Source organism: Pseudomonas sp. LBUM1679 (genome assembly GCF_059695565.1).
Genome location: NZ_CP166774.1, coordinates 5,788,392 through 5,801,382, shown reverse-complemented (window position 1 = coordinate 5,801,382; position 12,991 = coordinate 5,788,392). Strand labels below are relative to the sequence as shown.

Annotated in this window: 14 protein-coding genes and 1 tRNA gene; 10 read left to right on the top strand and 5 right to left on the bottom strand. The window is 57.4% G+C overall.

Annotated elements, in window-relative coordinates; genetic code table 11:
• Positions 1–104 precede the first annotated feature (104 nt).
• The 10 genes from ybgC to ACA062_RS26410 all read left to right on the top strand — a co-directional run bounded on the left by ybgC (position 105) and on the right by ACA062_RS26410 (position 7,176).
• Positions 105–572, top strand: coding sequence for a tol-pal system-associated acyl-CoA thioesterase (ybgC, locus tag ACA062_RS26455; RefSeq protein WP_128872286.1), 468 nt, complete (start codon positions 105–107; stop codon positions 570–572).
• The gene (tolQ, locus tag ACA062_RS26450; RefSeq protein ID WP_497453680.1) at positions 562–1,257 is read left to right on the top strand and encodes a protein TolQ; all 696 of its coding nucleotides are present in this window, start codon (positions 562–564) and stop codon (positions 1,255–1,257) included. Before ybgC ends, tolQ begins: the two co-directional genes overlap by 11 nt.
• Positions 1,258–1,280: 23 nt before the next feature.
• The gene (gene tolR, locus ACA062_RS26445; RefSeq protein ID WP_162493657.1) at positions 1,281–1,733 is read left to right on the top strand and encodes a protein TolR; all 453 of its coding nucleotides are present in this window, start codon (positions 1,281–1,283) and stop codon (positions 1,731–1,733) included.
• The gene (gene tolA, locus ACA062_RS26440; RefSeq protein WP_128872285.1) at positions 1,733–2,830 is read left to right on the top strand and encodes a cell envelope integrity protein TolA; all 1,098 of its coding nucleotides are present in this window, start codon (positions 1,733–1,735) and stop codon (positions 2,828–2,830) included. The genes tolR and tolA overlap by 1 nt, the downstream gene beginning before the upstream one ends.
• A gap of 47 nt (positions 2,831–2,877) precedes the next feature.
• Positions 2,878–4,128 (top strand): Tol-Pal system beta propeller repeat protein TolB, encoded by a 1,251-nt coding sequence (gene tolB / locus ACA062_RS26435; RefSeq protein ID WP_371916822.1) that lies wholly within the window; start codon positions 2,878–2,880, stop codon positions 4,126–4,128.
• A 52-nt stretch (positions 4,129–4,180) separates the two neighbouring features.
• The gene (pal, locus tag ACA062_RS26430; protein WP_064679382.1) at positions 4,181–4,684 is read left to right on the top strand and encodes a peptidoglycan-associated lipoprotein Pal; all 504 of its coding nucleotides are present in this window, start codon (positions 4,181–4,183) and stop codon (positions 4,682–4,684) included.
• A 6-nt stretch (positions 4,685–4,690) separates the two neighbouring features.
• Positions 4,691–5,530: a tol-pal system protein YbgF gene (gene ybgF, locus ACA062_RS26425; RefSeq protein WP_497453679.1), complete on the top strand. Its 840-nt coding sequence runs from the start codon at positions 4,691–4,693 to the stop codon at positions 5,528–5,530.
• A gap of 165 nt (positions 5,531–5,695) precedes the next feature.
• Entirely contained in the window at positions 5,696–6,343 is a 648-nt protein-coding gene (gene queE / locus ACA062_RS26420) for a 7-carboxy-7-deazaguanine synthase QueE (RefSeq protein WP_128872282.1), read from the top strand.
• Between the two features lies 1 nt (position 6,344).
• Entirely contained in the window at positions 6,345–7,037 is a 693-nt protein-coding gene (gene queC / locus ACA062_RS26415) for a 7-cyano-7-deazaguanine synthase QueC (protein ID WP_497453678.1), read from the top strand.
• Positions 7,038–7,100: 63 nt separating this feature from the next.
• Positions 7,101–7,176: transfer RNA gene (locus ACA062_RS26410), tRNA-Lys, on the top strand.
• A 130-nt stretch (positions 7,177–7,306) separates the two neighbouring features.
• On the opposite strand, the gene ACA062_RS26405 is transcribed toward ACA062_RS26410, so the two are convergent.
• The 5 genes from ACA062_RS26405 to ACA062_RS26385 form a co-directional block, all read right to left on the bottom strand.
• Positions 7,307–8,587 (bottom strand): MFS transporter, encoded by a 1,281-nt coding sequence (locus ACA062_RS26405; RefSeq protein WP_497453677.1) that lies wholly within the window; start codon positions 8,585–8,587, stop codon positions 7,307–7,309.
• A 176-nt stretch (positions 8,588–8,763) separates the two neighbouring features.
• Positions 8,764–9,306, bottom strand: a complete 543-nt coding sequence (gene idi / locus ACA062_RS26400; protein ID WP_497453676.1) for an isopentenyl-diphosphate Delta-isomerase — start codon at positions 9,304–9,306, stop codon at positions 8,764–8,766.
• Between the two features lie 75 nt (positions 9,307–9,381).
• Positions 9,382–10,188 carry a class I SAM-dependent methyltransferase gene (locus tag ACA062_RS26395; RefSeq protein ID WP_497453675.1) on the bottom strand — a complete coding sequence of 269 codons (807 nt, stop codon included), beginning with the start codon at positions 10,186–10,188 and terminating at the stop codon, positions 9,382–9,384.
• Complete coding sequence (locus ACA062_RS26390; RefSeq protein WP_497453674.1) at positions 10,185–12,284, bottom strand: cytochrome P450; 2,100 nt, start codon at positions 12,282–12,284, stop codon at positions 10,185–10,187. The genes ACA062_RS26395 and ACA062_RS26390 overlap by 4 nt, the downstream gene beginning before the upstream one ends.
• Before the next feature lie 316 nt (positions 12,285–12,600).
• Positions 12,601–12,885, bottom strand: a complete 285-nt coding sequence (locus tag ACA062_RS26385; RefSeq protein WP_497453673.1) for a hypothetical protein — start codon at positions 12,883–12,885, stop codon at positions 12,601–12,603.
• Between the last annotated feature and the right edge of the window lie 106 nt (positions 12,886–12,991).

Sequence of the window (12,991 nt, the reverse complement as noted above, 5' to 3'; positions counted from 1 at the left end):
CGGGCATTGTGCTGTCCTAGGACCGTACTTTCGCGAGAAAGCCGCAGAACAATGAAAAACAGTTGCCTGGCCGGATTGGCAACCTGAGGAGTAAGCACTAGAGTATGCGCGCGCAAAACGGGCTTGGGCCTTTCGCATTTCGTTGTCGCGTTTATTACGAGGACACCGATGCGGGCGGCATCGTGTATTACGTCAATTACCTCAAGTTTATGGAACGGGCTCGAACCGAGCGGCTCCGGGAGCTGGGCTTTGCCCAGTCGGCGCTGGCAGGTGAGGACCTGTTGTTTGTCGTGCATTCCAGCGAAGCGCGTTACCACGCGCCGGCGCGACTGGACGACGAACTGCTGGTAAGCGCCGAGGTAATCGAATTGAACCGTGCCAGCCTGCGTTTCAAGCAGCAGGTCAGGCGGGCTACGGATGATGTGCTGCTCTGTGAAGGGCAGTTTCTGGTGGCCTGTGTGCGCACTGACAGTTTAAAACCCCGGGCCATTCCCGAAGCTCTACGTACGGCCTTTGCCGACGTGAGCGGCGCGGGTACACACTCAAAGCAGGAGATAAAGCGTGGAAGCTAACGTCGTCGACCATTCCTCCATGTGGAGCCTGGTCAGCAATGCCAGTATCGTGGTGCAACTGGTAATGCTGATCCTGGTAGCCGCATCGGTGACCTCATGGATCATGATCTTTCAGCGCAGCAATTTGCTGCGCGCCGGTCGACGTGCCCTGGAGAGCTTCGAGGAGCGTTTCTGGTCGGGCATCGATTTGTCCAAACTCTACCGCCAGGCCGGCAGCAACCCTGACCCGGATTCGGGTGTCGAGCAGATCTTCCGTGCCGGCTTCAAGGAATTCTCCCGTCTGCGTCAGCAGGCTGGCGTTGATCCGGAAGCGGTCATGGAAGGCGTGGCCCGTGCCATGCGCGTCGCCATTTCCCGTGAAGAAGAGAAACTCGAGCAGAGCCTGCCGTTCCTCGCCACCGTCGGTTCCGTCAGCCCCTACATCGGTCTGTTCGGTACGGTCTGGGGCATCATGAACTCCTTCCGTGGCCTGGCCACTGCCCAGCAAGCGACCCTGGCCACTGTGGCCCCAGGCATCGCCGAAGCACTGATTGCCACCGCGATCGGTCTGTTCGCCGCGATCCCGGCCGTTATCGCTTACAACCGTTTTGCTGCCCGCAGCGAAACCCTGCTGAGCCGTTACTACACCTTCGCCGATGAATTCCAGGCGATCCTGCACCGCAAAGTGCACACCAGCGAAGAATAAGCAGGTAATTTCCAATGGCTTTAATCGCTCGAGCTCGCAAAAAGCGCAAGCCGGTCGCCGAGATGAACGTGGTGCCCTACATCGACGTGATGCTGGTACTGCTGGTCATCTTCATGGTGACCGCGCCGATGCTCAATCAGGGCGTGAAAGTTGATCTGCCCAAGGTTTCCAGCGAAGCCTTGCCGCAGGACAACAACACCCAGGTCCTGACCATTTCGATCAAGGCTGACAAGACCTATTACTGGAACCTTGGCAGCGAAGTCGACACCGAAAAGCAGCAGGACAAGGCCATGACCTTGCCGCAGATGACCAGTGCGGTGACCAAGATCATCAGCGCCGGCAACAGTAACGGCAAGCGCACCCAGGTGTTCATCCGCGGCGACAAGACCGTCGATTACGGTGCCGTCATGGGCGCCATGGGCGGGTTGCAGAAAGCCGGGGTCGGTAATGTTGGCTTGATTACCGAGGCACCCTGATGCAGCAAATGCGAGAGCCGTCCGCCTCGGAAAGTTATTTCTGGCCTAGTGTCTGGGCGCTGGTCTTGCACGTGCTGGTATTTGGCATGCTGTTCGTCAGTTTTGCCTTCACACCGGAACTGCCGCCGGCCAAGCCAATTGTCCAGGCGACCCTGTACCAGCTGAAATCGAAAAGTCAGGCGACCACCCAGACTAATCAGAAGATTGCGGGTGAGGCGAAGAAATCCGCCGCGCGCCAGACCGAAGTCGAACAGATGGAACAGAAAAAGATCGAGCAGGAAGCGATCAAGGCCGCGGAACAAAAGAAGGAAGATGCGGCTCAAAAGGCCGAAGAATCCAAGAAGGCCGACGAGACCAAGAAAGCGGAAGAGGCAAAAAAGGCTGATGAAGCCAAGAAAGCCGACGAAGCCAAGAAAGCCGACGAAGCGAAGAAGACCGCCGAAGCCAAAAAGGCCGAAGAGAAACAATTGGCTGATATAGCCAAGAAGAAATCTGAAGAAGAAGCCAAGAAAGCAGCTGAGGAAGAGGCCAAGAAAGCGGCCGCTGAAGAAGCGAAGAAAAAGATCGTCGAAGACGCGAAGAAGAAAGCCGCGGAAGACGCCAAGAAGAAGTCTGAAGCTGAAGAGGCGAAGAAGAAAGTCGCCGAAGACGCGAAGAAGAAAGCTGCTGCCGATGCTGCGAAGAAGAAATCGCAGGAAGCGGCACGTAAATCCGCCGAAGACAAAAAGGCCCAGGCCCTGGCAGATTTGCTTTCCGACACGCCGCAGCGTCAGCAGGCCTTGGCGGATGAGCTGGGTGACGAAGTCGCCGGCAGTTTCGATGACCTGATTCGTGCTCGTGCAGCGGAAGGCTGGGCTCGTCCACCTTCGGCACGCAAAGGCATGACGGTCGTGTTGCAAATCGGCATGTTGCCGGACGGTACATTGGCTACGGTCAGTGTCGCCAGGTCCAGTGGCGATGGTCCGTTTGATGCTTCGGCGGTAGCCGCGGTCAAGAATATTGGACGTTTGACAGAAATGCAGGGAATGAAACCGAGCGATTTCGCTCCCTATCGTTCATTCAAGATGACATTCACACCTGAGGATCTAGCCTTGTGAGAAACCTTCTTCGAGGAATGCTTGTCGTTATCTGCTGCCTGGCAGGTATGGCGACAGCAGATGAAAAAAACATTCTGGTTACCAGCGGCAGCGATCGGGCTACTCCGATCGCCGTCGTTCCATTCGGCAACCAGGGCGGCAGCGTGCTGCCGGACGACATGGCCGAAATCATCGGTAACGACCTGCGCAACTCGGGTTACTACTCGCCGATTCCAAAGCAGAACATGATCAGCCAGCCGAGCCAGGCCAGCGAAATCATCTTCCGTGACTTCAAGGCACTGGGCGCCCAGTACGTCATGGTCGGCAGCGTTGCACCGGCGGGCGGTCGCCTGCAGGTTCAATACGCACTGTTCAACGTCGCCACCGAGCAGCAAGTGCTGACCGGCAGCGTCTCGGGCAGCGTCGATCAGTTGCGCGACATGTCGCACTACATCGCGGACCAGTCGTTCGAAAAACTCACCGGTATCAAGGGGGCGTTCTCGACGCGCCTGCTGTACGTGACCGCCGAGCGCTTCTCCGAGAAGAACACGCGCTATACGCTGCAGCGTTCGGACTATGACGGTGCCCGTGCCGTGACACTGCTGCAATCGCGCGAGCCGATCCTGTCGCCGCGTTTCGCACCGGACGGCAAGCGCATCGCCTATGTCTCGTTCGAGCAGAAGCGTCCGCGCATTTTCATGCAGAACATCGACACCGGTCGCCGTGAGCAGATCACCAACTTCGAAGGCCTGAACGGTGCGCCAGCCTGGTCGCCGGATGGCAATCGCCTGGCGTTCGTGCTGTCCAAGGACGGTAACCCGGACATTTACGTGATGAACCTGGGTTCGCGTCAGATCACCCGTGTCACCAACGGTCCCGGCATCAACACCGAACCGTTCTGGGGCAAGGATGGTTCGACCATCTACTTCACCTCCGACCGTGGCGGCAAGCCACAGATCTACAAGACCAGCGCCGGTGGCGGTGGTGCGGAGCGTGTGACCTTCATCGGTAACTACAACGCCAACCCTAAACTGTCGGCTGACGAAAAGACCCTGGTCATGATCCATCGCCAGGAAGGCTTCACCAATTTCAAGGTAGCGGCCCAGGATTTGCAGCGCGGCAGTGTAAAGATACTCACTGATAGCACTCTGGACGAGTCGCCTACTGTTGCGCCCAACGGCACCATGGTAATCTACGCCACCCGCCAGCAGGGCCGGGGAGTCTTGATGCTCGTGTCCATTAATGGACGCGTGAGGCTCCCGCTTCCTACCGCACAAGGCGAAGTCAGAGAACCGTCCTGGTCCCCTTACCTGAACTGACGCGGCGCTACACGTTGTACTTAACACATTGGGGTTCATTAGGAGTTTCACGATGGAAATGCTGAAGTTTGGTAAGTTTGCTGCTCTGGCTCTGGCTCTGTCCGTAGCCGTTGGTTGCTCGTCCAAAGGCGGCGACAATGCCGGTGAAGGCGCAGTGGCTGTTGATCCAAACGCTGGTTACGGCGCAAACACCGGTGCCGTTGATGGTTCCCTGAGCGAAGAAGCTGCTCTGCGCGCCATCACCACTTTCTACTTCGAATACGACAGTTCGGACCTGAAGCCAGAAGCCATGCGCGCTCTGGACGTTCACGCCAAGGACCTGAAAGCAAACGGCGCTCGCGTTGTTCTGGAAGGCAACACCGACGAACGTGGTACTCGTGAGTACAACATGGCACTGGGCGAGCGTCGTGCGAAAGCCGTTCAGCGTTACCTGGTACTGCAAGGCGTTTCCCCAGCTCAGCTGGAACTGGTTTCCTACGGCGAAGAGCGTCCAGTTGCTACCGGCAACGACGAGCAGTCCTGGGCTCAAAACCGTCGCGTCGAACTGCGTAAGTAATTCGCCATGCGAACGTGCCGTCGTGCTGTAACTGTTTTGGCTCTCAGCCTCGCACCCCTTGTGGTGTGGGCTGCGGTTCCTGTGGTCGAGGACAACTCCGGCTATAACAATAGCGGGAGCAGTTATCCGCCTGCAGGTTACGGTACGAACGGCGCCTATGCCGGGGGAGGGGTTTCGGCCCCTGTCTCGGCACAGGGCGAGCTGTTCAACCAACTGCAATCGATGCAGGAGCAGATCTCGCGCCAACAAGGCATCATCGAAGTTTTGCAAAATGATGTAGCGCGCATGAAGCAGGAGAGCCTGGAGCGATATCAGGACCTTGATCGGCGCATAGGATCCGGCGTTGCACCAGCCGCGACACCTGATAATTCTTCCCCCGGTGGCGATTTGAACGCCCCCGGTGCAGCAGCCGGTGCAGGAGCAGGGGCCGCCGCGGCTCAAGCACCCGCAGCGGGTAGCGAACCGGCGGATCCGGCGAAGGAAAAACTGTACTACGATGCAGCCTTCGACCTGATCAAAGCCAAGGATTTCGACAAGGCCAGCCAGGCTTTTGCCGCATTCCTGCGCAAATACCCGAACAGCCAATACGCGGGCAACGCCCAGTACTGGTTGGGCGAAGTGAACCTGGCCAAAGGTGATCTGCAAGGCGCAGGCCAGGCATTTGCCAAGGTTTCGCAGTTGTATCCAAAGCACAACAAAGTGCCTGATTCGCTGTACAAGCTCGCTGATGTAGAACGTCGCCTTGGTCATCCCGACAAGGTCAAAGGCATTCTGCAACAGGTTGTGTCCCAATATCCGGGCACTTCCGCCGCTCAGCTGGCCCAGCGCGATCTGCAGCGCATGTAAGGTTGTTGAGCTGTTTCGAAGAAACCCGCGCTTGTCGCGGGTTTTTTCGTTAGAATTCACGCCCTTTTTATGAAACACGCTTTTTGGGATCTGCGCGTTGGCGGGGTTCCTTTAAGTGCCTGACGGAGGCGGACAGCCTGTTTAGCTGTCCTGCCCGTGGCGACTATGCAAGACACATTGAGAATTACCGAAGTTTTTTACTCGTTGCAGGGTGAAACGCGGACTGCCGGGCTGCCCACTGTTTTTGTGCGCCTGACCGGTTGCCCATTGCGTTGCCAGTACTGCGACAGCGCCTACGCCTTCAGTGGCGGCACCGTTCGCACCCTCGACGACATCCTCGAGCAAGTGGCCGGTTTCCGTCCGCGTTATGTGTGTGTCACCGGTGGCGAACCGTTGGCACAACCCAATGCCATCCCATTGCTCAAGCAGTTGTGTGACGCCGGTTACGAAGTGTCGCTGGAAACCAGTGGTGCCCTGGACATCTCGGCGGTAGATTCCCGGGTCAGTCGCGTCGTCGACCTGAAAACCCCGGGCTCGAAAGAAGCACACCGCAACCGCTACGAGAACATCGAGCTGCTGACGCCCAACGATCAGGTGAAGTTTGTCATCTGTTCGCGGGAAGACTATGACTGGGCCGTGTCCAAGCTGATCCAGTACGGTCTGGACCGGCGCGCCGGCGAAGTGCTGTTCTCGCCGAGTCATCACGACCTGAATGCTCGGGACCTGGCGGACTGGGTGGTGGCGGATAACCTGCCAGTGCGCCTGCAATTGCAGCTGCATAAATATCTTTGGAATGACGAGCCGGGGCGCTGAAATGACTGAACATCTTGATTCTTCTGAAAAACGTGCGGTCATCCTGCTGTCCGGCGGACTGGACTCGGCAACTGTCGTGGCCATGGCCCGCGCCGAAGGTTACAGCTGCTACACCATGAGCTTCGATTACGGTCAGCGGTCTCAAGCAGAATTGCACGCCGCAGCACGCGTTGCCCGTGACCTGGGTGTGGTCGAGCACAAGGTGATCGGCCTCAACCTGAACGGTATGGGCGGCTCGGCATTGACTGACAGTAGCATCGACATTCCGGAGGAGCTGGGGGAAGGCATTCCAGTCACTTACGTGCCGGCGCGCAACACGGTATTCCTGTCGCTGGCGTTGGGCTGGGCCGAAGTGCTCGGCGCGCGTGACATCTTTATTGGTGTGAACGCCGTGGATTACTCCGGTTACCCGGACTGCCGTCCCGAGTTCATCGAGTCCTTCGAGCGCATGGCCAACCTGGCGACCAAGGCCGGTGTAGAAGGGAATGGTTTCCGTATCCAGGCGCCCCTGCAGAACCTGAGCAAGGCACAGATCGTCCAGGCCGGTGTGAAGCTGGGCGTCGATTACGGCCTGACCGTTTCCTGCTATCAGGCCGACGATAACGGCCGTGCATGCGGCAAATGCGACAGCTGCCGACTGCGTGCAGAAGGCTTCGCAGCGGCCGGAATCAGCGACCCAACACCTTATTTTTGATTTATTTCAAATTAGGTGTTGAATAGTCCTTAAAAATCAGTATTATACGCGCCACCACACAGCGGGTCGTTAGCTCAGTTGGTAGAGCAGTTGGCTTTTAACCAATTGGTCGTAGGTTCGAATCCCACACGACCCACCATTTTTGTAGCAGTTTTAAAAGTCTGGAAGGCCCACGCAAGTGAGGATTTCCGGATTTTTTTTTGCCCGCGATTTAGTGCTGGCAGGTCTGGAGGATCGGGCTTTAGCTAAGGAAGTAGTGGTTGCCTGGTTTACCTGGTCGCCGCGGTTTTCAATTCCCATGGTTTAAAGCTCAGCCATAACATCACTCCCGGTACCTGCAGCGCAATCATCACACCCAGCGACCACTGATAAGCCTCTACCGGATGGCCGTGCCCAGCTGCTGGCCACAGGTTCAGAATTTCTCCCATCAACCATTGCAAGACAAACGCCAGCACGAATACCACCAAGTTGAACGACGAACTGACTCGCCCGGCCAGTTCAGTCGATACCGACTGAGCCACGATCGCGTAGTTCATGGTGGTGGAGGTACCGAAGAAGCTGAACCCCATGGCAATCAGCAGCGGCGATACAGGCAGTCCGCTGATCATCAGCGATTGAAATACGATGAAGATCGAAACGCCGGCGCCGCACACCATGATCGGTTGCACGCCAAAGCGCCGCAGGTAGTCGGTGATCGAGCCGAAAGCCAGCGAGCCTGCAACCATCGCCACAGTGCCCCAGAGCAGGGTATTGGCCATGCTGGACTCGCTCAAGTGGGCGACATCGCGTAGCCACGGTCCCATCCACAGCGACAGCACCGACATATAGATCGCATGGGCAAATACCGAGTACAACGCCAGCCGCCAGAATACCCATGAGGAGTAAAGCGTTCCCACGGCCTTGGACATTTCGGCGAGCGTGGTGTGTTTGGGTTTGTAGGTGCGCGGCACGCTGAAATGAATGACCACGCAGACAAGCAAAGTCAGTAACGCCAGAATCAAGAATGCTTCACGCCATGAGATCCACTTGAGCAGTTCATGCAACGGCGTGGTGGACGCCATGGCGCCGAGGCCACCTACCGATAACAGGCATGCCGTACTCAGCGGCAGGCGTTCGACAGGCAGCCAGATAGCGCACGCCTTGATCGCACTCATCAGGGAGCCGGCAACACCCAGGCCGATCAGACCGCGGCCAATGATCAGGCCCAGTTCCGTTTGGGAGAAGCTGAAAATCAGCGAGCCCATCACCGCGAACAACAGCATGGGGGCCTGCACGCTGCGCGGCCCGTAGCGGTCGAGCAGGACGCCCAATGGAATCTGCGCCGCGGCGAAAGTCAGAAAGTACACACCCGTCAGCAGGCCCAGGCTGCTGGCGGGCAGGTACAGTTCCCGTTCCAGATCCACATAGATCAAGGCATTGACCGTGCGAAACAGATAGGACACAAAATGCCCGAGGCCGAAAGGGATGAATATGGTCAAAAACAGATATAAAAACGTGTGTTTGACTTCCTGATCGGCCTTGGTGCAAGAGCCTGTGTTCTCATTGCTCATGCCGAAGGAGCCTCGCAAGTGGAAAAGGTTGTGCGTATTTCACAGCAGAAACGACCCCGCTCTTCTTCAAGCCAAAGTCCATCGGGGCACGGTCGCAATTTAATGGAGACGGGGCTGGTGGGGGGAAGAGTATCTCCACCGGACATGACACTCTCCAAAAAAACTTAGTGGTTCATTTATTCCTGCAATATTGGTGTATCGAACGAAGGGTGCTCCGCCAATAGGCGACACCACTCCATTCGAAACCAGGGAGTGAATTGCGTTTGCGATTCTGAAAGTTGGGCTGATATTTCGGCGCGGGTCAGCCATGTGATCTCGCTGACTTCCGCAGCAGCTGGACAGACCACAGCGTCAGATTGAGCAACCAGGACGTGACATAGTTCGTGTTCCGCACCGATCGAACCAAATCTGGCATGGTACTCAAAACTATATAGAAGTCGGCAGGAGGCAGAGATCCCTAATTCTTCGCGCAGACGACGAGACGCGGCATCGATAATGGTTTCGCCAGGTGACGGATGACTGCAGCAAGCATTCGACCAGAAGCCCGGCCAAAGCATTTTCCCAGCAGCACGAAGTTGAAGTAAATGACGCCCGCCGCTGTCGATTAGATGCACCGAAAATGCACGATGCAGCTGGCCCGCTCCCAGGTGTGCGACGCGTTTGTCACAAACGCCAATCTGTATATCTTGTGAATTTACTAACACTACATCATTGGTCATTCTGTATTCCCTTCGGTGCAATTACGCGCCCGCCCGCACAATGTTTTCGGTGTGTGAGGACAGCGCTACGTCTTTCTACCCAAGTTCGGAGACTTGTCCCCAGGCGCTGACTAATGTCAAAGCTGCGTCGGTGAACTCTGGATCGGCACGCAGGTTGGCCATGGCATCGAGCTCGTTCTGGGTGAGTAACCCGAGTTTGAGCAGCGCTGGCCCAGCCTGTGCAGTGGTTGCAGACCAGAAGGTATCGGCTGGGCTGTTGTCGCCGATTCGACCTTCGAGGGTGCGATGCCCAACTCTGGAAAGTCCCCGATCACGTAACCGGCCGGGGAGAGTATCGGCCCAGAGCATGTCGGAACCAATGGACTGCTCCAGGAGGGCGACTCCGGCTTGGGCGACCTTTCGGAACAACGGGTTCGAAGTTCTCAAGCTCGGTTGCAGACTCACGTCCTCTATCACCAACCAGCCGCCCGGACGGACCCAGGTGACGGCTCGAGACAATATGTCTTCGCGTTCGGTGAGGTGACACAGCAGCGCCCGAGCGTGCACCACATCAAAGGAGGCCGCAGGAAAATCATCGGTCGTGGCATTATGGGTAATCACCCGAATGCCAGGTATATCGGTAAGGAAACGGGTGTCGATGTCGGTGGCGGTGACAGTCGCGTCGGGATATCGCTGGGCCAGCCAGCCGGCAAATGATCCGGCACCGGCACCCAGATCGAGGATGGCAGGCTGCCCCGGGAGATCGAGCTGATCAAAAACGGCTTTGCTCAACGGGTCAAAGGCACATTCCAGGGTGCGCAGCCGTGCCAATTGGCCAGTGTGCTGATCAGCGAGATAGCTGCTGGTGTAGCCGGGTTCATCGGCGGGGTCAATAGTGGTCACAGTACGACCTCCAGTCGATCGGGGCAGCGGTTGAGGAATCCGCGTTCGGTGGGCTGGAACCCCGGAGCCCAGCGCACGTTTGGAAAGGTCTGTAGCAGCATGCGAGCGCTGATCGTGATTTCCATCCGTGCCAGCATGGATCCCAAGCAGAAGTGACGCCCCGCGCCGAAGGCAAAATGACTTGTCGCCTGACGGGTGCGCGACATATTGAAGGTTTCCGGGTCGGTGAATTGGTCCGGATCACGGTTGGCCGAACCGATAAGACAGGCTAGGGTCGCGCCAGAAGGAATCGTTCCCGACGGCAGTTCCAGCGATTCACGGGCCTCCCGGAGTATGAGTTGCAGAGGAGGGTTGCGTCGCAGGGTTTCGTCGAGCGCATTGTCCATCAAGTCTGGATCAGCCATCACCGCATCTTTGACGCCGGGCTCGTTCAACAGGTTGACAATGAGATTCGCCAAGGCGCCGTGACTGGTCTCGCTACCCGCCGTCATCAGGATCGCGCAGTACGCCCGGACGTACGTTTCGGACAACGGTTGACCGTCAACCTGTGCCGCCAGGAGCTGCGAGATCAGATCGTCTTTGGGTTCAGTACGGCGGGCGTCGATATGTGGTTGGATAAAGTCGTAGAAACTGTCTCGGTTGGATAACCCGCCGGTCAACAGTGCCGGATCCTGCCGATAGTTGCCCATGTAAGCGAAGCCGATGGCACACCAGCTCTTCAGCTGCGCCACTTCCTCGCAGGTTCCAGCCGGGAGACCCAGCGCATGAGCCATCACCCGTACCGGTAGAGCTGCGGTGAAGTCGGCAATGAGGTCCACCTGGGGGCGGTCGCGCATGCGCGCCAGCAGGTCTGTGGTCACCGAGATGATGGACGCGTTTAGCGCTACGAGGGCCTTGCTGCGGAACGATGGGCTAAGCAATGCTCGGTGCTGAGCGTGTTCACAGCCGTCCATGGCGACAATAGTGTGTCCCAGCAGCGGGCCAATCTGCCAGGCGTAGTTGTTGTTGCTCGCCCCAGGATGGGTCAATGCGGCTTTGACATCCACATGCCGACTGACGAGCCACACATCTGTGGGCTCGTCGTAAACGATTGGTAGAGTGGTACGTAAACGCTCATACAAAGGATAGGGGTCGATTTCGAACTGTCGGGATTTCAGGGTCGGAGGGGTAAGTTTCAGGTCCACTTGCCGGTTGACCTGCGCTTTAGAATCGGCGACATGCAGGCGATAACGAGAAACGGTCTGGTGCCAGTCGATGCCAGCGGTGTCCGCTATTATCGACACTAGGTTGAAGCGCTCACCACACACCACATCTTTGGCAATCGAATGGATATCGTTCGTCCAGGCAATGATATCGGCACCGTGTTCACGCAGCGTGTTCCACCATTCGAGGTCCGCTGAATGCTCGTACGGGTCGAGAGTTTCAGCCGCATCGATGAGATCAAAGAAGAACAGTGCGCCGAACGAATCCCGGCGTAACGGCAGATACTCGGCCAACGTGAGTGCCGTGTCGGTTTCCCGCATTCGTACCAGCGTCGCCTGCGCACGCAGATGTTGGATCAAATGCCGCACGAGCCGTTGCCGCCAACGCTCGCCCCCCCAGTACTTGGTCCGCGGCCACAGATCATCGGCCAGAGCAACGAGCATCGGGTCAACGAATCGGCTGATTTTACCCGACGGATCAGCACAGTCGCTCTCGGTCAAATCCTGCACCGCGGTAATGAAGCGGTCCAATTCACCGCTTTCCGCCCATGGTCCATCATCGATGCGGTCATCGAGAGTGAGCGCCCACAGATACCAGCACACCAGAATTTCGGCTCGGTCGGTGGGAGCCCGCCCGCACAACGCCATCCCCAGATCGAGCAGCGCAGTGGTGCTCAGTCGATGCGCGCCGCGGCGGCCGATCAAGCCGTATCGTTGCGCCCAAGCGAGAGCATGCGTGCGCAACCGATCACTGTCGGTACGTGCTGGCGGACCAGCGAAAGGAAGCCGAATCTCGGGAATGATCAGCGGAGTCGATAGTAAATGACAGCCGTGGCTGGTGCCGGGATCACCTTCGCGGTGTACCGGTGGCGTGATGCTCTCCTGTTGAATCAACGTACTTCTCCTTGATATAGATTTTTGAAGGCATAACGTGGCAAGCCATGCTCGGTGGCCCAGGCATGCCATTACAGAGGGTGCTCAAGTTCGTCGCCCAGCCTTCGGCTCAGGCACGCGATGTCTGGTGATTAGGGGGGTACGGCTGCCAGGCTCTACGCCATCACTGACGGTTTCGTGTCACATCCTTGTCCGATAACAATGATGCACGCGAGTGCAATTGAAATTCGTGTTGTGCAAGCAGAGGCTATCCGCTCCTAATTTGTGCGTCACGACCGTTTTTGTGAGAATTGATGTTTGTTTTGTAGGGGTGTTCCTAAAAAATGACAGTAGGCACATTGAGTAGAGGATCATTCCTGCGTCGGCTGTCAGAGCGAGACTCGATCAGTGCAGCGGGCAAAGTGATCTTGAAGACCAGCATCGTGTTGTCCAGGTACAACCGTTCGTCAATGGCTCGCAGGAGGAGACTGTTCAATTGGTTTTCAATCTGTTCCAAAAATCCGCAAGGCCCTTGCAAGCGAGGATTTTCGAATTTTTTTTTTGCCCGCGATTCAAGTCCGCCTCGCTCCGGGCTACTGCGCAAGGCGCAGGTCAGAATCATCTTTTGCATCCACCCGATATTCTGTAGCCTTGCGCAGCTTCAACGTTGTCCGTGCCTGATGATACTCACTCTCCCGGCGGTACCCTGATGGGTCCGGAGCCGGGTG